The sequence below is a fragment of the Haloarcula rara genome, assembly GCF_029338235.1.
GTDB lineage: Archaea > Halobacteriota > Halobacteria > Halobacteriales > Haloarculaceae > Haloarcula > Haloarcula rara.
Genome location: NZ_CP119785.1, coordinates 2,319,113 through 2,337,799 on the forward strand (window position 1 = coordinate 2,319,113; position 18,687 = coordinate 2,337,799).

At 59.7% G+C, this 18,687-nt stretch carries 20 protein-coding genes and 3 pseudogenes; 13 read left to right on the plus strand and 10 right to left on the minus strand.

The annotated features are described in order from the left end of the window. Positions 1 to 160 precede the first annotated feature (160 nt). Entirely contained in the window at positions 161 to 1,033 is an 873-nt protein-coding gene (locus P1K32_RS12295; protein ID WP_276250015.1) for a restriction endonuclease, read from the plus strand. Positions 1,034 to 1,129: 96 nt separating this feature from the next. On the opposite strand, the gene P1K32_RS12300 is transcribed toward P1K32_RS12295, so the two are convergent. From P1K32_RS12300 to P1K32_RS12310, 3 genes and pseudogenes are all read right to left on the minus strand, one after another. Further along, positions 1,130 to 1,399 (minus strand): DUF7571 family protein, encoded by a 270-nt coding sequence (locus P1K32_RS12300; protein ID WP_276250016.1) that lies wholly within the window; start codon positions 1,397 to 1,399, stop codon positions 1,130 to 1,132. A gap of 78 nt (positions 1,400 to 1,477) precedes the next feature. Next, complete coding sequence (locus tag P1K32_RS12305; RefSeq protein WP_276250017.1) at positions 1,478 to 1,882, minus strand: YgaP family membrane protein; 405 nt, start codon at positions 1,880 to 1,882, stop codon at positions 1,478 to 1,480. Positions 1,883 to 1,924: 42 nt separating this feature from the next. Beyond that, positions 1,925 to 2,239 (minus strand): annotated as a pseudogene (locus tag P1K32_RS12310) (peroxiredoxin family protein); the annotation flags it as partial. 47 nt (positions 2,240 to 2,286) lie between these two features. Here P1K32_RS12310 and P1K32_RS12315 point away from each other — a divergent pair. From P1K32_RS12315 to P1K32_RS12325, 3 genes are all read left to right on the plus strand, one after another. Next, on the plus strand, positions 2,287 to 2,826 hold the full coding sequence (locus P1K32_RS12315; RefSeq protein ID WP_276250019.1) for a hypothetical protein: 540 nt from the start codon (positions 2,287 to 2,289) through the stop codon (positions 2,824 to 2,826). Beyond that, positions 2,826 to 3,860, plus strand: coding sequence for a tyrosine-type recombinase/integrase (locus P1K32_RS12320; RefSeq protein ID WP_276250020.1), 1,035 nt, complete (start codon positions 2,826 to 2,828; stop codon positions 3,858 to 3,860). The genes P1K32_RS12315 and P1K32_RS12320 overlap by 1 nt, the downstream gene beginning before the upstream one ends. A 182-nt stretch (positions 3,861 to 4,042) precedes the next feature. After that, the gene (locus P1K32_RS12325) at positions 4,043 to 5,038 is read left to right on the plus strand and encodes a hypothetical protein (protein ID WP_276250021.1); all 996 of its coding nucleotides are present in this window, start codon (positions 4,043 to 4,045) and stop codon (positions 5,036 to 5,038) included. 14 nt (positions 5,039 to 5,052) lie between these two features. Here P1K32_RS12325 and P1K32_RS12330 read toward each other — a convergent pair whose 3' ends face one another. Next, a complete protein-coding gene (locus P1K32_RS12330) occupies positions 5,053 to 5,310 on the minus strand; it encodes a hypothetical protein (RefSeq protein WP_276250022.1) in 258 nt (85 codons plus the stop codon). Positions 5,311 to 6,227: 917 nt separating this feature from the next. On the opposite strand from P1K32_RS12330, the gene P1K32_RS12335 reads away from it, so the two are divergent. After that, a complete protein-coding gene (locus P1K32_RS12335) occupies positions 6,228 to 7,319 on the plus strand; it encodes a hypothetical protein (RefSeq protein ID WP_276250023.1) in 1,092 nt (363 codons plus the stop codon). A gap of 119 nt (positions 7,320 to 7,438) precedes the next feature. On the opposite strand, the pseudogene P1K32_RS12340 reads toward P1K32_RS12335, so the two are convergent. Continuing rightward, positions 7,439 to 7,618 (minus strand): annotated as a pseudogene (locus P1K32_RS12340) (redoxin domain-containing protein); the annotation flags it as partial. A 234-nt stretch (positions 7,619 to 7,852) separates the two neighbouring features. On the opposite strand from P1K32_RS12340, the pseudogene dnaG reads away from it, so the two are divergent. Beyond that, positions 7,853 to 9,141 (plus strand): annotated as a pseudogene (gene dnaG / locus P1K32_RS12345) (DNA primase DnaG). On the opposite strand, the gene P1K32_RS12355 reads toward dnaG, so the two are convergent. Together P1K32_RS12355 and P1K32_RS12360 are read right to left on the minus strand one after the other, a co-directional pair. Further along, positions 9,138 to 9,560 carry a GNAT family N-acetyltransferase gene (locus P1K32_RS12355; RefSeq protein WP_276250027.1) on the minus strand — a complete coding sequence of 141 codons (423 nt, stop codon included), beginning with the start codon at positions 9,558 to 9,560 and terminating at the stop codon, positions 9,138 to 9,140. The pseudogene dnaG and the gene P1K32_RS12355 overlap by 4 nt on opposite strands. Next, on the minus strand, positions 9,557 to 10,900 hold the full coding sequence (locus tag P1K32_RS12360) for a DUF92 domain-containing protein (RefSeq protein ID WP_276250028.1): 1,344 nt from the start codon (positions 10,898 to 10,900) through the stop codon (positions 9,557 to 9,559). The genes P1K32_RS12355 and P1K32_RS12360 overlap by 4 nt, the downstream gene beginning before the upstream one ends. A 766-nt stretch (positions 10,901 to 11,666) precedes the next feature. Here P1K32_RS12360 and P1K32_RS12365 point away from each other — a divergent pair. Further along, entirely contained in the window at positions 11,667 to 12,275 is a 609-nt protein-coding gene (locus tag P1K32_RS12365; protein ID WP_276250029.1) for an undecaprenyl diphosphate synthase family protein, read from the plus strand. Between the two features lie 205 nt (positions 12,276 to 12,480). On the opposite strand, the gene uppS is transcribed toward P1K32_RS12365, so the two are convergent. Next, positions 12,481 to 13,398 carry a polyprenyl diphosphate synthase gene (gene uppS / locus P1K32_RS12370; protein ID WP_276250030.1) on the minus strand — a complete coding sequence of 306 codons (918 nt, stop codon included), beginning with the start codon at positions 13,396 to 13,398 and terminating at the stop codon, positions 12,481 to 12,483. 105 nt (positions 13,399 to 13,503) lie between these two features. On the opposite strand from uppS, the gene P1K32_RS12375 reads away from it, so the two are divergent. The 3 genes from P1K32_RS12375 to P1K32_RS12385 all read left to right on the plus strand — a co-directional run bounded on the left by P1K32_RS12375 (position 13,504) and on the right by P1K32_RS12385 (position 14,382). Beyond that, complete coding sequence (locus P1K32_RS12375; RefSeq protein ID WP_008312646.1) at positions 13,504 to 13,698, plus strand: cold-shock protein; 195 nt, start codon at positions 13,504 to 13,506, stop codon at positions 13,696 to 13,698. 2 nt (positions 13,699 to 13,700) lie between these two features. Further along, on the plus strand, positions 13,701 to 13,895 hold the full coding sequence (locus tag P1K32_RS12380) for a cold-shock protein (protein WP_262180732.1): 195 nt from the start codon (positions 13,701 to 13,703) through the stop codon (positions 13,893 to 13,895). A gap of 76 nt (positions 13,896 to 13,971) precedes the next feature. Further along, positions 13,972 to 14,382 (plus strand): DUF5778 family protein, encoded by a 411-nt coding sequence (locus P1K32_RS12385; protein WP_276250031.1) that lies wholly within the window; start codon positions 13,972 to 13,974, stop codon positions 14,380 to 14,382. Positions 14,383 to 14,389: 7 nt separating this feature from the next. On the opposite strand, the gene P1K32_RS12390 is transcribed toward P1K32_RS12385, so the two are convergent. Further along, a complete protein-coding gene (locus P1K32_RS12390; protein ID WP_276250032.1) occupies positions 14,390 to 14,674 on the minus strand; it encodes a DUF7577 domain-containing protein in 285 nt (94 codons plus the stop codon). Positions 14,675 to 14,757: 83 nt separating this feature from the next. Here P1K32_RS12390 and ahbB point away from each other — a divergent pair, with 83 nt between their 5' ends. The 3 genes from ahbB to hemA are packed head-to-tail and all read left to right on the plus strand — an operon-like array spanning position 14,758 to position 17,788. Continuing rightward, positions 14,758 to 15,813, plus strand: a complete 1,056-nt coding sequence (gene ahbB, locus P1K32_RS12395) for a siroheme decarboxylase subunit beta (protein WP_276250033.1) — start codon at positions 14,758 to 14,760, stop codon at positions 15,811 to 15,813. Further along, complete coding sequence (locus P1K32_RS12400) at positions 15,810 to 16,457, plus strand: precorrin-2 dehydrogenase/sirohydrochlorin ferrochelatase family protein (RefSeq protein WP_276250034.1); 648 nt, start codon at positions 15,810 to 15,812, stop codon at positions 16,455 to 16,457. Before ahbB ends, P1K32_RS12400 begins: the two co-directional genes overlap by 4 nt. Further along, the gene (gene hemA, locus P1K32_RS12405) at positions 16,454 to 17,788 is read left to right on the plus strand and encodes a glutamyl-tRNA reductase (RefSeq protein WP_276250035.1); all 1,335 of its coding nucleotides are present in this window, start codon (positions 16,454 to 16,456) and stop codon (positions 17,786 to 17,788) included. Before P1K32_RS12400 ends, hemA begins: the two co-directional genes overlap by 4 nt. A gap of 137 nt (positions 17,789 to 17,925) precedes the next feature. On the opposite strand, the gene P1K32_RS12410 is transcribed toward hemA, so the two are convergent. Beyond that, on the minus strand, positions 17,926 to 18,495 hold the full coding sequence (locus P1K32_RS12410) for an OsmC family protein (protein WP_419181048.1): 570 nt from the start codon (positions 18,493 to 18,495) through the stop codon (positions 17,926 to 17,928). Between the last annotated feature and the right edge of the window lie 192 nt (positions 18,496 to 18,687).

An 18,687-nucleotide genomic window follows, 5' to 3' on the forward strand; every position in this document is an offset into this window, starting at 1 on the left:
ATAGTTCACTCGGTGGCGAGGTTATAACGGCTTTCGGTACTCAGTCCAGTTCACTTATCCTGGACTGTCTGATAGCCAAGTGCCGAATATCCATACCGTGCGATATCATCCAGCGACAGTTGTTTTATGTCCTTCCAACGACTGACCACTATAGAATAATATGGATATTACAGATGAAGAAATATTGAAAAAGTTACAGGGGATTGACGAGTACGAATTTGAAGCGTTGGTTGCTGAACTGTGGGAGAAACAAGGATGGAACACGACGGTTACATCTGGCTCAAACGATCGTGGCGTAGACGTTATTGCTGAAAAGAACACTCCGTTCTATCAGAAACAACTGATACAAGCCAAGCGATACTCACCGGATAGCAAGGTGGGGAGCCCGGATATACAGCAGTACAGTAGCTTAAGACACCAAATGGACAACGTAGACTCTGTCGTTGTGGTGACTACCAGCGATTTTACGCTTCAAGCACAAGAGGCCGCGAAAAATCTCAATGTCAAAATTATCGATGGGAAGCAATTCATATCATTGATAAATAAGTTGGATGCAGAAAGTATAATACAAAATTATACAGAGACACAAACGAATGACAAATCTAAGGAATATTTTCCACGTTCTCCCAATAGAAATAATAAAAAAGACATACTAAACCAGTCTATACGACTATCGAAACAAAACTCTGGAACACCAGTATATGTAATGGTCTATTTGGACGGCGCGAAATCCGGTTATGCAATAGCACCTCAATTCCCCAATGGAGCTTATAATGTTCATATGTTTATCAACGAGGCTAATACTATCGGTAATTTCGATAGACAAGATTGGGAGAATATTGTATCAGTTGCCGACAAGAACGATTTTAAATTAGTCGACATCAATGAGCAAAATCGTGAGAAAATATTCGTAGGAAGAGATAGTGGTAAGCCCCCTGAGGCTGATGAAATGTTACATGTGATGAGGCAGTTTCTGCCTGAAATTTTCTCCATTTCACCACAATATGTAGATTTGGTAATCAAGGATGACTAATCAAGAACCCCTGACTCCCCCGCGTTCTCCGATGGCTCCAGAGCCCGAGCTGGCGGGTGCGTCTAGAAAAACGGACCGCAATCGATAGCTGCGCCGTCAGGTCGACGCCGTGTCGGCGACCCAGCCGGGGTCCTGTCCCGTCTGTTTGAGCAGGTCGGCGCGACACGCTGGGCAGTAGTCCGGCGTCTCGCTCTCTGTCCGGGGGACGTACACTGCACCGCCACACTCCACGCACGCATCCTCGACGATAGTGGTACAGTCGACACAGAGGTTGAAGTCGTCGACTGTCAGCTCCCGCAGGGGTTCGAGTTGTTTATCCAGGATGTACTCGTCGATGACCGCCTGACAGTTGTGGCACGGTTGCATAGCGATCCGGTTTGTTCCATGGGACCATGTCACAAGTATCTGCCGACCCGGGCAACGACTGCGCCAGCCCGATACCGCTCAGGCGCAGGCGTCGTGGACGATGTCGCCCTCGCTGTTGGGCCCGCGGGCCTGGCCCGCGACGATTGGCTCGCCACAGTCCGCACAGGTGAGATAGTGTTCGCGGACCTGCGTCGCGCCGGCGTCGGCGGTCACCGCGCTGTCCGCGCTCGACGCCGACCCGCCGTCGGACTCGTCGAACTCGATACTGACCCCGTCGCCGGTCGTGTCGACGTCGAGGGCGTCGTTGACGCCGCAGTAGCCGGTGGTGGCGTTGAACCCGAAGACGAGTGCGCCAACGCCGGCGAGCGCGCCGCGAACGCGTTTCCCGCTTTGCAGCCAGCGAACCGCAGCGATACTCAGTCCGGCAGCCAGGAGGAAGCGAACGAGACGGTCACGACCGCCGACATTTTGGGTGTCGTCCATACCCCGAACGTCGGCCCGGACGCCCTTGTAGGTTGGCCGGCGCTACTGGGCGAAGACGTCCTCGAAGTCGTTGCGGACGAAGTACCGGACCCAGTTCCCGTAGGTCCGGTCTGCGGGGGTGTCGGCCACCTGCTCGTAACGGACGACGCCGTCTGTGTCGATCACGTAGGTCCCGGCGATGCCGGTGAGGCCGTGACTGGTCTCTTCGGTGCCGCTGTAGCGGTCGGCGACCTCGCCGTCGGGGTCGGCAAGCAGCTGGACATCCAGGTCAAAGCGGTCGCGCATCTCGACTAACTCCGGAACGGGGTCGGTGACCACGGGGAGGATGTCGACGTTGTCGTTGAACCAGAGGTTGAAAGGTAATATTAATCAAGGCTTATACAATAGGCACTCATCTATAATGTATGGGTGAACAATCTGATAAGCCACGTGTTAATCTTGTGGTAAGTTCGGAGCGAAAATCGAGATGGGATAATGCGGTCGAATCAGGGAAATTTGAGTCTCTTGCCGAACTCATTCGAACCTCGGTGTACCGTGAGCTTGAGGGTCATCACGATAGCTCATTGAGTGAACCGCAACAGGTTGAAGCAGATGCTTCAGATAAAGTCATCCGCTCACTCAATTCCATTCAGGATATGCTCGGTTCAATGGACTCTCGCCTGCGTCAAGTTGAGCAGGAATCGAGTACATCCGGGCCGAAGTACGACCTTGAGAAGGTGATACTCAACTATGCGCTCCCACGCGAGCAGGTCGAACATATTCCGATGCCTTTCACTCCAGAGAACTACGGGATTAATTGCACCACAGTTGAGGAAGTTGCACAGAAGACCGGCGCTGATGAGTCGGAGGTTCAGGGTGCGCTCACGCAGTTGGAAGAAACCGTCCCATTAGTGCAACGACAGGATGGTCCCGAGGGAACGGCCTACTACTGGAGGGAAGAGTAATGACGCTCACTCTTCAGGAGGTAGTTGACGAGTTTCAGGCGCGACGGACAGAGGCGTCAAAGACGGGTAGCGCAACCACGGGAAAGCGGTATGCCCACGACGTGAAGAAATGGGCCGACTGGTTGGAGAATACGGACAAGACCGTCTACGACGCCGATTACTACGACTTGACGGCCCGTCTTACCGAGATGAAACGTGAGGGATACGCAGTTTCAACGCTCAAGTCCTACGTTGCCGCCGTCTCCAAATTCTACCAAGATTTGGCGAAGATGGGAGATAGCCCTAACTTCGAACTTCCAGAAGAAGCTCCCGAGAATCCGTATGACCGATTTGACGACGACGACCGGAAACGGTTCTTGAAGGATGGGAGTAGCGATGAGGAGAGTCTGAGTGAGGAGAAAGTGCATTACCTCACGCCTACAGAGATTGAGGAACTGGTTGAACACGCGCCAGCACCGAAACTGAGGAATCAGTTACTTCTCCGACTTTTATTCGATACCGGATGCAGGCGGGGAGAATTGGCTAATATCCGTATAGAAGGCGATTCCCGCGACGACTGGTTTCTTGACAGAGACGACCACAGCATCAGGATTGGAGCCTTCAAGTCGTCAGATACGCGGACAGTCACATATACACCAGAGTATATTGACCGCTATCTTGACCTATGGCTTGATTCAGGATACCGAGACGCCGTCCCCAACTCGGACGAATCACCATTCCTATTTCCCACACATGAGCGAGACAGAATCTCGGGGAAGCGTATAAACGTCATTGTTAAGGAAGCCGCTGAGTCGGCAGGTCTCCAACGAACTACCGGAAATTACGTTGATGGGCGGACTCAACATAAAATCGGCGCACACACCTTACGCCACAGCCATGCAGTTCAAGCCATCAAATCAGGCATAGACGTTCGTCGTCTTATGGCATCACTCGGTCACTCTGACCTTGACGTTACCCTGACTTATCTCCAGATAGTCGAACGTGACTACGTCGAGGATAGCCGCGACTTCAATCCTTTTGGTGGAGAAGAGTAAACCCGAAAAATTGACTCACGCGCGTCTTACAGCCTTCTACGCCTACCTCCGCAAGGCGGAACGAAGGAGGGTTCCTTGCGTCCCGCACGGAGTGGAGACGCCACCCCTCCTGTTGGCTGTGCCGACTATCAGGAATGAGACAGTGTGGCAAAATGTATATAAACGGCAAGTAATTAGATACTATGACCGACTTAGACCAAATTAGGAGACGGGATGTTCTCGCTGGCTTGTCTACTATTGGCTCACTTGGAATCGCAGGTTGTGCAGGTGGGAACAATTCAGGAGACGAAGATAGCACAGATACACCCACGGAAACAGAGTACGACCCACAGGAGTATTATGGATTGCCAGAGTGTGACGGAAGTAGACCTATTCGACTCATCGCTGTCAATAGCGATGGGACTGGAATAATTCAAAATATGAGAGGACAAGACCAGTTAGTGTATGTCAAGCATAACGACGGATTCACTTCTGGCGATTATTGTGGTGGTACTATTGTTGAAGGTGGAGAACAAACCGCATACGAAGCAGATAGTGGTGAGCCGAGTCAAATTGAAATAGGTGCAGTTGAGGCTACTGGCAGGAATAAAGACAAGGCATGCAGTCAGTCAGGGGCCCTTCCTGATGGAGATTATTCTGATGGATGTGTTGACCCAAATACATTCCGTGGCTTCCAAGATGTAAGTTCGGAGCAATCTGGTGATAATGAAAATGAAGTTTGGGAAGATGCGTTGGAGGCTGAAGAAGGAGACAGCGAAGATGAGGGGACGCCGGAGGAGACGCCGGAGGGAACCCCAGAAGAACCCATAGAATTTACAGATATTAGGGCAGAATTAAATGACGCACACTCACCTATTCCCCCGGTCGTAGAATGGGCTGGAGGTGTTAGCAACAATCGTAACGAGAGTGTGGAAATACAGTACGAATTTGTAGTTGAAAATTCAGATATAACTGTAAGAGATGAACGAACGCGTGCAATTGATGCAGGTGACAGTGAGGGGATTTACGATGTTCCGATGACTTTGGATGAGTGGGCAGAGAACTCGGATTCGGACTCAAGAGATGAACAAGCTAAAGAATATAGGGGAAGATTTGAAAGCTCGAACGTATTTATTGAATATAATGGCAAAAAATGGAATGCTGAAAAAAGTATTGATGAGAGAACATCTTATCCGTAATATATCGTAGGTACTTAATCAAGTCGTGGGTCTGACCGCTCTCCTCGTAGGTATTTGCGCATTTCTGTTTCGAGTGCCTCACCCGACAATTCTTCATCGTCGTCTGCCGAAATGTTCATGCGGTCGTGTAACTCGTCGCGTCTGGCAGACGCAGAGGCAAGTTCACTGAGAGTACTCTCAAGCTCTTGTTGAATGCGGTCGTCGTCAAATTCGGCAAGAGCCTCTGCCTCGTCGTCAGAGACTTCTACCGTCCATGTTAGTTCGGTACTCATTGTCCCACCTCCTCGATATAATTCTCTGCCAATCGCCGGACGACAGCACCACGAGGCACTTGTCTCTCAACCCCATACATGAGATTACTGGCTTCGGCTAACTTGTTTAACTCCTGTTCTGTAACGCGAATCATAGTTTTATTTTCGTTCGACATAGTTTATTTCAACAAACATTTTAGAGTCAGCTTGTGAAGACTCGAAAAAGCAAGTTTGGACAGTGGCACTCACTTAAAGCCACGGTCAACTGAGGTACCCTAATTATGAGCAGTTGAGTACGTTGGAACAGTATATCTCAACCATTAACGAGTAGCAATATCCTTGGAATCGTTGCTACCCGTATTATACTATGCACTACAGCTACTTAAATATTTCGTTTTTGATATGTAATTTGCTATCAAAAACAGTACGCCTGACGAAATATGGCTCAATCTTTGCGACAGAGCTGGCTAAGGGCCGTCCTAATATGATATAAATCTGTTATAAAAACAGATGTGTCAGTCTGAAAACTTTATATATTCAAATCAATGTATTGAATGAAATATCTATTCAATCTGATAAGTCAAAGAAGTTAAAGCTTCAGAAGGTTTAAGTATCTACACCACGTACTACTGAACAAGACAGATTAGATATACGTACTGAATCCTCTATGCGATTTGAGAGAGCAAGGGTCAAAAGCTCCTACAAGAACCCATACACTCTTGTATTGGGCTTTCAGAAAATCAAATGTTTCGATACTTCTTCCCTTGCTTGCGCTTCTGTCTGTAATTCAATATGCGAGCAAGAAATAGTAAAATAAGCGATAGTACAGGCACAGAGACAGTTATCGGAGTATCGGGGACACTCGTCTGGCAAATCCTCTGGTTCACTCTCGTAGTATTGGTGCTACTGCTATGAGTGCGACGGAGTGCCTTCAAGGAATGACAGACATACTTGATGAGACGAACGTAACGGTTGAACTTGAATCGTTTGAGCCTGACCTTTTAATTACCCACCCGAGTAGAACGGTTGACCAATTCCGTCAATGGCTCAGGGAAAAACGAGAATCAAACCTCGCAGAATATGAAGACACGACGGTTCAATTCAACCCGGAACACAATTGGTCACACTACAAGGCCCGACAGAATTTCGCCAAAGCGAAGGACGTAGATAGGCATTTCTGGAACTCCTACGACGAGTTTACGACGGTTCTCATCACCCGAACAGCAGACGACAACACCGGCCCTCTGCTTGAACAGACGCAAGCTCTGACGTCAAAGTCCTACTACCAGTCACGGTATCGCCTGCTTCGAGACAGAGGCTCATCGGAAGACTATGCGGCAGTCTCAGTCTATGCGCCAAAGTACCCTACCCATGCGGATAGAACGGTGCGAACCCATATTCATACAGGCCTATGGCTCCCCGGTCACGTCGAACCGGAAGCCTTCGACTTGCTCAAGGACAAGCACATGGCTACCGTGGAGGGAGCGACGGGTTGTCACATCACCGTTCGACATCATTCGTCCGATAGCTACCCACCCGCAGAGAACGGTATCGACTCTACCCGTGGGGCGACGACGTCACTACCCTACGAGTTGGCGGGAGAGAACCAACCCCTCATGAATACTGAGACAGATGCATCAGATTTGTACGACGAGAGGTGTCTTGAGTGGTGCGCGACTTTCTCAGCAGGCGACGACGGCAGTCACGACACACCGGGTATGAGCTACTGGCGAGAGCTTGGTAGCTTCAGAGAGTATGCCGACAGGGTGGAGAACAGTATGAGGCGACAGGTAGAGAGAGACTTGCGCCGTAGTAGATTACCCCACCGTACAGAACGGTGTGGCACAAACCAAATGGATTCCCTGCCACCAGAGGCAGAGTCTTCCCCTCTCAGAATCTCCAAACCTACCAGAGAAAGTCTCTTTCGAGCAGTTAGCCAATTGGCCCAAATCCCGACACCGGATAGAAGGCTTGAGACACCGATTGACGGCAGGCTCAAGACGTCCAAGGGGATTTTCAGAGGCTCTTAACGAAGAGAGAATCTTGCCTTAGCACCACCCGGAGAATGAGTTTTCTGGAACTACCAGCAATAAACACTCCTTTTCAATAAGAGGTTATTGAATCAACCTTATACAAATAGCCGCTTCAACCAGAGGTCGTAGGCGACCTCGCTGAAGGTCTGTAGCTGTTCGGCACAGAAGCTACACCAGTGGCCGCGGTTGATGAGCACGACGACGGGCCCGTCTTCGAGGCGATCGGCGAGTGAGACCTCGCCGCCGGCGGTGCTTTCGAGTGTGAACTCCGGTGCGTCTTGGTTGTGAATGGACACACGCGTCCGTCAGTGGTTGCGCGGGATAACCGCTTGGCGGCTGTGCGGTGGAGCGGACGTTCCATCGGCGCGACCGGTTCTCTCAGTGACGCCCGGACGGCCTTCGCTCGTGGCCAGGACCCGCTGGCGATAGCCCCGCAGCCAGGTGGGCAGGTTATTTGGGCCGTCGTCGCCTACGTAACCATAGTCGCAGTGGCCTGTCGCCAGCGTTGTGCGACGGGACCGGAGACAGCAATGGACGAGACAGCAAAGTACCTGATACACGCGGAGATAACTGCCGCCGGCGTCGTCGAGCGCAGCGACGTCGTCGGCGCGGTGTTCGGTCAGACGGAGGGGCTGCTCGGCGACGAGCTCGACCTCCGTGACCTGCAGGACTCGAAGAAGGTCGGCCGCATCGACGTCAATGTTCGCTCTGAGGGCGGCAACTCCTACGGCGAGATTACAGTGGGAAGCGGGCTCGACAAGGTCGAGACGGCCATCCTCGCGGCGGCGCTCGAGACCATCGAGCAGGTCGGGCCCTGCAGCGCCGAGATCGTCGTCACGGATATCGAGGACATCCGCAGTGCCAAGCGTCGCGCGGTCGTCGAGCGGGCGACGGAGCTGCTTGCCGCCTTCGACGCCGACGCGGTTCGGACCGAGGACATCGTCGAGACGGTCCGCAAGCGGGCCCGCGTCGAGGACATCACCACCTACGAGGGGCTCCCGGCCGGCCCCCGGGTAGCGGACTCGGACGCCGTCGTCGTCGTGGAGGGCCGGGCCGACGTCCTCCAGCTCCTGAAACACGGCGTCAAGAACGCCATCGCCGTCGAGGGGACCGACATTCCCGAGGCCGCTGCGGCCCTGACCCGCGAGCGGACCGTCACGGCCTTCCTCGACGGCGACCGCGGCGGCGACCTCATCTTAGAAGAGCTCTCGCAGGTCGGCCAGCTAGACTACGTCGCCGTCGCGCCGCGTGGCCGTTCGGTTGAGGACCTCTCGTACGAGGCCGTTATGTCCGCTTTGCGGGAGAAGATTCCCTACGAGACCGTCGCCGACGCCGACTCGGCAGCGGCTGCCCTCGACGCTGGTACTGGCGAGGAGTCTGTGACGGTCCAGCCGGGCGCGGGGAGGGCGACGCGGCGACCGCCGTCGCCGGCGTCGAGGGCGAGGCGACGGCGGGGGCGACCACCGCCGGGAGCCGTCCCGATACGACGACGGAGGCCGAGGAGCGCGATGTGGACGCCGACAGCGCCACCGACGCACCGACCGTCCTCTCGGACCACATCGACGCCGTCATCGGGACCGACAGCGACACCGTCCGCATGCTCGACGCGGAGCTGAACGTTTGCTCGGAGGGCGACGCCACCGAGGCGGTGTCACTCATCGAGGGCTGTGACCCGCCGCCACAGACGGTCGTCCTCGACGATACCTGCACCCAGAAAGTGCTGGACGTCGCCGCCCAGCGCGGCGTCGAGGTCGTCGTCGCGACCGGTGACGGCGAGTACGTCAAACAGCCCACGAGCGTGCAGGTCCGGACGGTCTAGAGCTCCCGGACCAGCAACACGCCCGCCCCGCCGTCGTCGTAGTGGTCGGCCAGCTCGCCCTCGGCGCTGAATCCGAAACGCCCGTAGAACGACCGCACGCGCTCGTCGTCCGCACGAGCGGTGAGTCGCACCGTCTCGAACCCGCAGTCACGAAGCTCCTCGAGCAGGCTCCCGAGTAGCTCGGTCCCGTACCCCTGGCCCTGCAGTCCGGGGGCGACGGCGAGTTCGGCGACGTAGGCGACGGGGTGGTCCGGGACCGTCAGCGTGTACGCGATGGGTCCCTCGCCCTCGTCGAGAACCAGCACGTGGGGCGCGCCGTCGATGGCGACGTCTAGCAACTCGGGCCAGGAGTCGTCGAGGGCAGCCGACTGGATGGTTCGCAGGCGGGACTCGTCGGCGTCGACGGCGGCGCGAATCATATCAGACTGGTCGCGAGCGCGAGCCCGACGCCGGTCAGCGCCGCCGCCAGGGTCGCCAGCGTGTTGACGCCCTGATTCCCGACGATGGTGCCCTCGACGGTGGCGCCGAGCACGCTGTCGACGGTCATCCCGACGAACCCACAGGTGACGATGAGTGCGGCGCCCGTCGGCCCGACGACGTCCAGCGTGGCCGCGGCGATACCGGCGATGATGGCGGCCCCGACCAGCCCGGCGACGATACCCTGCCAAGTGACGCCGCCGTCGGTGCCCGGCTCGACGCGCTCGAAGGTGGTGATGAGCCGCGGGTTGTCGTACAGGCCGCCGAACTCACTGGAGAAAGTGTCGGTCATGGCGGCGGCGACGGCGCCCGCGAACGCATAGAGGAACAGCGTCGGGTCGACTGCGAGGTGTGTCGGGCTGGCGGCCCACAGCAACACCGCGACCAGGGCGACGATGGAGTTTGCGAGCACGTTCCCGCTCCCGCGGGCGCCCTCGTTTTCTTCGGCGATGCCGCGGTCCTGTTTGGCCTCGTACTGGTACTTCGTCGAGAGGCCACCGAGTCCGAAGAAGGTGATGAGCATGGCGAACCAGCCGTAGCCCCCGAGCACGATAGTGAGCAGGGAGAGCAAGACGCCGGTCAGCATCCCCGGGAGCGAGGCCGTATCGAGCGCGTAGGCGATGTAGCCAAGCACCGCCGAGACGCCCAGTGCGACGAACACGCGCCTGGTCCCCGCGCCGGGGTCGAGTTCGAACAGGAGCCAGAGCAGCAGGCCGACAGACAGCACCACGAGCGGGTCGTCGCGCTCGAAGAGCACGGAGCGAAACAGCGCGGCGACCAGGGCGCCGGTACCGGCCAGGAACAGGGCGGTCGGGAGCGCGACGCTCCCAGCGCCCGTTCGGGCGGCGATGACGGCCGCCGCGGTGCCACAGGCGAAGCCGGTGACGACGAAACCGGCCGTCGCCACCACCTCGTCGCTGTGGAGCTGATGGGCGACGCGCTGGCCGAAGTTGCCGTAGGCGACGATGACCACGGTGGCGACGAACACCCAGACCGGCAGGCCGAACTGTATCGCGAGGAAGGCCAGGCTTGCCGCCGCCAGCGCGAACGCGGCCAGCCCGTAGAGCCGGCCGTCTTCGTAGTCGCCCGGCCGGGCGAAGATATCGAACATCGGCGTGTCGGGGCCGACGGCGAACATGGCGAAGAAGGCGACCACGAGAAACGGCGCGGTCGCGGCGACAGTCGCGACCGCGGGCGACGTGAGCCCGGCAGCGACCGGCACGGCAAAGGCCAGTGTGCCCACCGCGGCGAACGCGCCCGCCCGTCGGACTGTCGATGTCACGTCCCGCCGGTATCCCCGAGAGGCACTTACCCTTTCCGAACTTTCCGGGCTAGGAACTGTTGCCGGTTCTGACCTGACCGCTGTCAAGAGGCGGAATATCACTGCGACCGCGTACAGCATCATAGACAGCCAGAAAGCCCCCGCACTATCGACTCGCGCGACTCGCTGTCGTCCGAGAGAGCGAAGTCGTCCGAGAGAGCGGAGCTCTCTCGTGATCCCGAAAATCTTCGATTTTCGGACGACTCTCTCGTGATGAACGAAAGACGGCTCCGCCGTCTTTCGAACCACGCGCGCTCGCTTTGCTCGCGTGCTTACATCGTCGTGCTTCGTCGATAGTGCGGCCCCTTTCAGTACCTGGAGACGCTTCGCGTCTCCCGACCCTCGCGGAGCCGCCGGCTCCGCTCAGTCCCACCCGTAGCCGGTTGGTCAAACAGCGCGGGTGGGACTGAAAGGGGGGCGTTCGCGGGCGGCAAAGCCGCCCGCGAGCTCGGGAGACCTCCGGTCTCCCGGTGGCGGGCTGAACGAAGGCGGGCGACGTAAGCACCGAAGCCGACCGAAGGGAGGTGAGGCGCGTCGTTCGAAAGACGCTCTGCGTCTTTCGTGATCACGAGAGGGCTCTGCCCTCTCGGACGACAGCGAGCCCCCCCGAGTTCAGCCCGCCGGGGCTTTCTGGCTGTAAACACTGCTGTCTCAGTTGATTAACCTGTCTCCTGGCACTGCTGCGAGGACCGTGAGCTTTAGGCGAGCGGTCGCTGTAGCGGTGAGCGTGGGTCTGTACGAACGGTATCTCGCGCTCCGACTCCGCCGGAGCGACGCCGCCCTCCCGGAGACGGTCGCCGTAGTCATCACCGAGCGGGACCTGTTGACCGACGGGGCCTACACCACCTTAGAGCAGTTCTTCGAGTGGGCGGTCCGGCACGGTGCCGAGACGGTCGTGGTCTACGTCAGCGTGCTGGACGAGGAGGTAGTGCCGACACTCCGGCGGGAGCTGTCGGACCTCCGTGCGCCGACCGACGTCGCCGTCCGCGGGCCTGAGGACCAGCGGGCCGCCGCCGCGCCCATCCAGATATCCATTGGACTCGGGGGTCAGTCGGAGTTCGCGACGGCGGTCCGCAAACTCGCCGAGCGCGTCGACAGCGGCGAGCTCGCGCCGGCCGACATCGACGAGGCGGCCGTCGAGGAGCATCTCGTCTTTCCGACGGCACCGGACCTGGTCATCAAGACCGGCGCCGAGCGGCTCTCGGATTTCATGATATGGCAGTCGGTGTACTCGGAGCTGTATTTCACCGACGTGAACTGGCAGAACTTCCGGAAGCGGGACTACCTGCGGGCGCTGCGGGATTACCAGGAACGCCAGCGGAGGTTTGGCCGGTGAGCGAAGCGAAGGGTCCAAACGCTGATAGACGAACAGCGTGAGTCTATCGGAAATTCGGCCGGTAGGGCGAATCCCGCTGAGCTACGCTCAGCGATGGTTTGGCCGGTGAGCGAAGCGAACCGTCCAAACGCTGATAGACGAACGGCGTGAGTCTCTCAGACGTTCGGTACGTAAGGGACCGGCCGTGTCGTGTTTCCAGACCGTCTCAATCAGCCGCGGGCTCGATGTCGTCCTCGACGGCCGCCCGCTCGTTGCTCGGGAGCGCGTCGCGGAAGCGACCCAGCACCTGCCGGGCCTGGGGGAGCTCGGCGTCCTCGACGGCCTGGACGAGTGACATCGCTCGACGGGCCCGGGTGGTGCGCCAGGAGGCCTCGCGGTTCTGGTAGGTCCGAATCGCACGAAGGAAATCGATTTTCCGGAACTCGGGCCAGTAGGGCGTACAGAAAAAGGTCGCGGCCTCGTTGCCGTTGGCGTGCCACGGGAGGAAATTCGAGGTGCGTTCGTCGCCGCCGGTCCGGACGATGAGGTCCACGTCGCAGGTGGGGCCCTCGTAGAGAGAGCGTTCGACGGTGTCGGCGTCGATGTCCTCGGGGTCGAGCTCGCCGGTGTCGACGGCCGCGGCGATGTCGCGGGCCGCCCCGAGCAGCTCGGCGCGGCCGCCGTAGGCCAGCGCGACGTTGAGGTTGAGGCGGTCGTACTGGGCGGTCTGGGCCTCGGCGTAGTCGATGGCCTCGCGGACCCGCTCGGGGAGCAGCTCCGTCTCGCCGATGGCCCGGATACAGACCTCGGCCTCGTGGACGCGGTCGGCGTCCGCGAAATTCCGGAGTTTCTCCTCGACGAGGTCGAAGATGTACTCCCGCTGTTCTTCGGGGCGGTCGAAGTTCTCGGTCGAGAAGGTGTACAGCGTCACCTCGTCGATATCGAGTTCGTCACACCAGTGGAGCATCGCCTCCGTGGTCTCGGCGCCCTCGCTGTGGCCCTGGGTCGTCTCGACGCCTTGTTCGCGGGCGTAGCGTCGGTTCCCGTCCATGATGACTGCGACGTGGCTGGGCGTTCCCGATAGTTCCCGCTGTAGCAACCGCTCGTAGGCCGCGTACCCCCACCGTTCGATCCGCTCTCGCATCACCCGTAGCATATCAACGAGCCGATAAGGCGTTTGTGGCTTGGGGACGAGCGTGCGAACTGCCCACATAGATTTATTAGGTGCGGGTGAGAACCTCCAATCGCAATGGCGACCGGTACGGTAGACTTCTTCAACGACACGGGCGGTTACGGTTTCATCGACACAGAGGACTCCGACGAGGACGTATTCTTCCACATGGAGGACATCGAAGGTCCTGACCTCGAGGAGGGGCAGGAAGTTGAGTTCGAAATCGAACAGGCGGACAAGGGTCCGCGAGCCAAGAACCTCACGAGGCTATAACAATGGCGACAGGTACGGTCGACTTCTTCAACGACACCGGCGGGTACGGCTTCATCGATACCGAGGACGCGGACGAGGACGTCTTCTTCCACATGGAAGACGTCGGCGGCCCCGACCTCGAAGAGGGCCAGGAGGTCGAGTTCGACATCGTCCAGGCCGACAAGGGGCCCCGAGCAGAGAACGTAACACGATTGTAACCAGCGGAGCGCGGGCTCGTTCGGGCTCGCCCCGCAATCCGAAGCCACTTAGGACGTGCCCGGCCCAGCCACGGGTATGAGCGACGGCGACGCAATCGACGAGGACCTCTATCGGCGAACCAAGCAACTACTCGAGCCCGGTGAGATACAGCTCAACGGTGCGGTGGTCCACACGGAGTACGACAACAGCGAGGAGATAGAGATGATGCAGGCGACTATCGACGTCGGCGAGATAATCGCCGAGGGGTACGGGATGGACCCCACCGACACGTTCGTCTACTCGGGCAGCGACGACCCGGAGTTCGCCTCGAACCAGCACCAGGGGCTCACGCTGGACGACGAGGAGTTCGTCTGGGAGTGCCAGCAGCTGCTGCGCGAGGGGTCGTTCGACCTCGTCTTCTACTACGAGGCCAGCGCCGACCACGAGGCCATCCTCGACGCTATCGAGGACCAAGGCTTCGCTGTGACGGGCGTCCGCGGGGACTAGTGCCACCTCAGTCGGGGAGCCGTTCCTGGCAGTTGTGGCAGTAGTTGTAGTCGGGGCCGTTGGCGGCGCCACAGATGCCACAGTTAGTCGCTTCGACGGCGGCCTGCTCGAAGTAGGCGTTCAGCTGGCCGGTGTCGCGGCCTGTGGGCCCCCCGCTGAACTGCTCGACGAGCGTGTCGTGGGCGGCGTAGTCCATGAGGCGGAACATGAGGACGAAAAAGAGCGGGGCACCGACCAGTACGAAGCCGTAGACCAGCAATCGAACGGCCAGCTCCGTGGTGGAGATTGCCACAGCTCCCCTAGGGCGGCCAGCGTCGTAAATTTTGCAGGCTCGCTCCCGCGCCGTTTTTATTCGCTGAGTCCTGACCGTCCCCTATGACTGACGAGCTCGGGCGGGTAGACCGTGCGATTCTCAACGCCTTTCAGGGGGGATTCCCCGTCGTTTCCCGGCCCTTCGAACCGGCCGCCGCGGCACTTGCCGACCACGGCATCGACGTGACCGGTGCCGAGTTGCTCGAACGGGTCCAGGAGCTCGACGACCAGGGCGTGCTGAGCCGCTTCGGGGCGCTCATCAACGCCGAGGCAATCGGCGGGACGGCGACGCTGGTCGCCACCCACGCCCCCGAGGACAGCTACGACGTCCACGTCGACCTGGTCAACGCCCACCCCGAGGTCGCCCACAACTACGAGCGCGAACACCCCTACCTCAATATGTGGTTCGTGCTCAGCGTGGTCGACGAGGACCGCGTCGAGGAAGTGCTGGCCGAGATAGAGGACGAGACCGGCGAGCCGACCTACAACCTGCCCAAACAGCAGGAGTTCCACGTGGGCGCGAAGTTCCCCGTCGAGGGGCCCCAGACCCAGGCCGTCGACTGCAGCGACGCCGGCCCGGCCGTCGAGCCGACCGACCGGCGCTCCCTGACGCCCGAGGAACTCGACCTCGTCCTCGAGATTCAGGGCGGGCTCCCCATCACCGAGACGCCCTACGCCGACGTGGCCGACGCCATCGGCGCCGACACCGAGTGGGTCATCAGTACCATCAAGCGGTTCAACGAGGAGGGGAAGGTCCGCCGCGTGGGTGCTATCCCGAACCACTACGCGCTGGGCTACTCGGAGAACGGGATGACCGTCTGGGACGTGCCCGACGAGGTCATCGACGAAGTGGGGCCGGCCATCGCCGAATTCGACTTCGTGACTCACTGCTACGAGCGCCCGCGCCACGAGGGTGTCTGGCCGTACAACTTCTTCGCGATGACTCACGGCCGCAGCGAGGACGAGAGCGAACAGCGCATCCAGCAGGTCCACGACCGGATGAGCGAGTACTGGGACGTCGGCGAGGACGACTGGGACACGCTGTTCTCGACGCGCATCCTGAAGAAGACGGGTATCAGACTGGACGACCGGGCACAGGCCAACGTCGCGAGTGAATGATACCGCTCCTCCACGACTTCAGCGACGAGACGGTGCTGGTGTTCGGTGGCGGTCCCGTCGGCGCCCGGAAAGCCCGCCGCTTCGGGGCCGAGGCCGCAGTGGTCGTCGTCAGCCCGGACTTCGCCGACCGGTCGTTTGGCGCCGCCGAATTGGTCCGGGCGGCGCCCGACGCCGACGGCGTCCGCGAGTGGGTCGAGCGCACCGAGCCGGCGCTGGTGGTCGCGGCCACGGACGACGCCGAGCTGAACGCAGTCGCCGAGGCCGCCGCCCGCGAGCGGGATGCGCTGGTCAACCGCGCGGACGACCACGGCGAGCAGGACGTCGGTAACGTGGTGGTCCCGGCAACGGTCCGGTCGGACCCGGTGGTGATGGCCGTCGCCACGGGCGGGCACTCGCCGGCGCTCTCGAAACATCTCCGAGAGTCCTTCGAAGCACAGTTCGCCGACGCGGGAGAAATGGCCGAACTGACCGGAACGCTCCGCGAAGAGTTGAAATCCACTGACATGAATCCCACGGAACGTCGTGATGCGGTCAGAACGGTGGTCAGATCCGACGAGGTTTGGAAGGCTTTAGATAGTGGCAGGTCCAAAGCTCGACAAGTAGCAGCAGACGTGATTGGATACCAAATGGGTGATACGTCGTGAGAGAAGATTCAGGTGTCATCGTCGGCGTGTGCGTGAGCCACGAGCACGCCAGCGTCGACCAGCTCGAGACGGCCGCCGCCGACAGCCAGCGCCACGCCGTCGAGTCCCTGCTCACCGAGCCCGGCGTCACGGAGGCCTTTGCCCTCCAGACGTGCAACCGGACCGAGGGGTACGTCGTCGCGCCGGACCACGAGACGGGTCTGGCGGCACTGGAACTGTTCACCCGGGCCGTCACCGACGAGGTCGTCGTCGAGATGGGCCACGAGGCGAGTCTGCGCCACCTCATGCGGGTCGCGGCCGGCCTCGAATCCATCGTGCTGGGCGAGGACCAGATTCTCGGCCAGCTCCGGGACGCCTACGAGGACGCCCGCGGCGTCGGCGGCATCGGTCAGATGCTCGAGGACGGTATCACGAAAGCCATCCACGTCGGCGAGCGCGCCCGGTCGGAGACCGAAATCAACGAGGGGGTCGTCTCGCTGGCGTCGGCCGCCGTCCGGCTCGTCGACCGAGAGTGCTCGCTTGCGGGGCAGACGGCCCTCGTCGTGGGCGCCGGCGAGATGGGCCAGCTCGCGGCGAAGGCCCTGTCCGAGCACGTCGACAGGCTCATCGTCGCCAACCGAACGGTCCCGCACGCCGAACACGTCGCCGAGACCGTCGACGTCGAGGCCAGCGCGGTGGCTCTCGACGCGATAGCGGCCGCCCTCGCCGAGGCTCGCGTCGTCGTCTCGGCGACGGGAAGCGACGACCAGGTGTTCGACGTGGGCGCCTTCGCCGACGCGGGCGAGACGGCCGTCGTCGACATCGCACAGCCCAGAGACGTGCCTGCGGGAGCCGACCGGCTCCCCTCCGTGACGGTGTACGACCTCGACGCCCTGGAGTCGGTGACCGCCGAGACCAGACAGCAGCGCCAGCGGGCCGCCGAGGCCGTCGAGGCCCTGGTCGACGAGGAGTTCGACCACCTGCTGACCCAGTACAAGCGCAAGCGGGCCGACCGCGTCATCTCCGCGATGTACGAGAGCGCAGAGCGGGTGAAAGCGGCCGAACTCAACACCGCGATGGCCCAGGCCGACTTCGACGAGGACCAGCGCGAGGTGCTGGAGGCGATGGCCGACTCCATCGTCTCCCAGCTGCTTGCAGCCCCGACCAAGAGCCTGCGCGACGCCGCCGAGGAGGACGACTGGGAGACTATCCACACCGCGCTCGAACTGTTCGACCCCGACTTCGGGCCCGAGCCCCCCGAGTTCGTCGAGGGGATGAACATCGAGGACATCCCCGAGGGGATGCGCGACGACATCCCCCCGGCGGTGCTCGAACAGCTGGCCGAGGATTGAGCTGTTTTTTGTTCGTGCGTGTTCGACAGTGGCATCGCCCAAAAATGATTGATGCGTTCGAAGTGGAGGGGTAGTTACGTGCTCGCGTTACTCGTTGCAGCAAATAAATTCAGCGTGGACGGCCTCTGTGGCATCTCTTACTGTTGACCACCTACGATGTCGGTCTCAAGTTCGACCGCATTCGAGATGTTGTCCATCAGCGGCGACGTGGATTCGACTCGCTCTCGGAGTGTCGCTAATTCCGCTTCGGAGGCGTCCGCATCGACGTAGACGGTACACCGGATAGTATCGAATCCGGCCCGGACATCATCTGAGATACCCAGGAATCCACGAAGGTCGACATCGCCGTCCATCTCGAACCGAACGCTTTTGAGTTCGATACCCATTGCCGCAGCGTTCGCCGCGTAGCCGACAGTCAGACAGGACCCAAGCGCCGCGAGGAGGAGTTCCACTGCGTTGGGCGCGGTGCGCTCGCCCAGAATTTCTTCCGGTTCGTCGCCCTCGATTGTGAACTCGCGTGTCGAGACGGTCTCGCCCGCATGGTCAAACCCGTCGACAGTTGTGACGGACTTGAGTGCGTCGACCCACTCGGTCTCCGCCCGGAACGTGAACATCCCCGCATTAGTATCGTCGCTAATCGATTCAACTGCGCCTTCTAGTGCTGAGACGTCGACACCGTTTACTGTTGTTCGGTCGGTGGTGGCCATTTCATATCACCAGTTAATTGACAACACCAGCGGGCATAAAGAGCTCTCAGTGTATGACACTCACCCACACGCCACTTCAGGAGCAGATACGTATGTTGTATGCTGGCAGTACGTAATATCCACTTCGAATCGCCAGCAATCAACCGCTGTGGAACATGGGACGTTACTCTCGTCCAAACTGTTTTGCAAGTG

Coding starts and splice junctions, on each gene's coding strand:
- P1K32_RS12315 (WP_276250019.1), top strand. CDS start 2,287: ATGGGTGAACAATCTGATAAGCCACGTGTTAATCTTGTGGTAAGTTCG.
- P1K32_RS12305 (WP_276250017.1), bottom strand. CDS start 1,882: ATGGACGACACCCAAAATGTCGGCGGTCGTGACCGTCTCGTTCGCTTC.
- P1K32_RS12400 (WP_276250034.1), top strand. CDS start 15,810: ATGATACCGCTCCTCCACGACTTCAGCGACGAGACGGTGCTGGTGTTC.
- P1K32_RS12380 (WP_262180732.1), top strand. CDS start 13,701: ATGGCGACAGGTACGGTCGACTTCTTCAACGACACCGGCGGGTACGGC.
- P1K32_RS12295 (WP_276250015.1), top strand. CDS start 161: ATGGATATTACAGATGAAGAAATATTGAAAAAGTTACAGGGGATTGAC.
- P1K32_RS12325 (WP_276250021.1), top strand. CDS start 4,043: ATGACCGACTTAGACCAAATTAGGAGACGGGATGTTCTCGCTGGCTTG.
- P1K32_RS12320 (WP_276250020.1), top strand. CDS start 2,826: ATGACGCTCACTCTTCAGGAGGTAGTTGACGAGTTTCAGGCGCGACGG.
- uppS (WP_276250030.1), bottom strand. CDS start 13,398: ATGCGAGAGCGGATCGAACGGTGGGGGTACGCGGCCTACGAGCGGTTG.
- P1K32_RS12375 (WP_008312646.1), top strand. CDS start 13,504: ATGGCGACCGGTACGGTAGACTTCTTCAACGACACGGGCGGTTACGGT.
- ahbB (WP_276250033.1), top strand. CDS start 14,758: ATGACTGACGAGCTCGGGCGGGTAGACCGTGCGATTCTCAACGCCTTT.
- P1K32_RS12385 (WP_276250031.1), top strand. CDS start 13,972: ATGAGCGACGGCGACGCAATCGACGAGGACCTCTATCGGCGAACCAAG.
- P1K32_RS12330 (WP_276250022.1), bottom strand. CDS start 5,310: ATGAGTACCGAACTAACATGGACGGTAGAAGTCTCTGACGACGAGGCA.
- P1K32_RS12355 (WP_276250027.1), bottom strand. CDS start 9,560: ATGATTCGCGCCGCCGTCGACGCCGACGAGTCCCGCCTGCGAACCATC.
- P1K32_RS12410 (WP_419181048.1), bottom strand. CDS start 18,495: ATGGCCACCACCGACCGAACAACAGTAAACGGTGTCGACGTCTCAGCA.
- P1K32_RS12300 (WP_276250016.1), bottom strand. CDS start 1,399: ATGCAACCGTGCCACAACTGTCAGGCGGTCATCGACGAGTACATCCTG.
- P1K32_RS12335 (WP_276250023.1), top strand. CDS start 6,228: ATGACAGACATACTTGATGAGACGAACGTAACGGTTGAACTTGAATCG.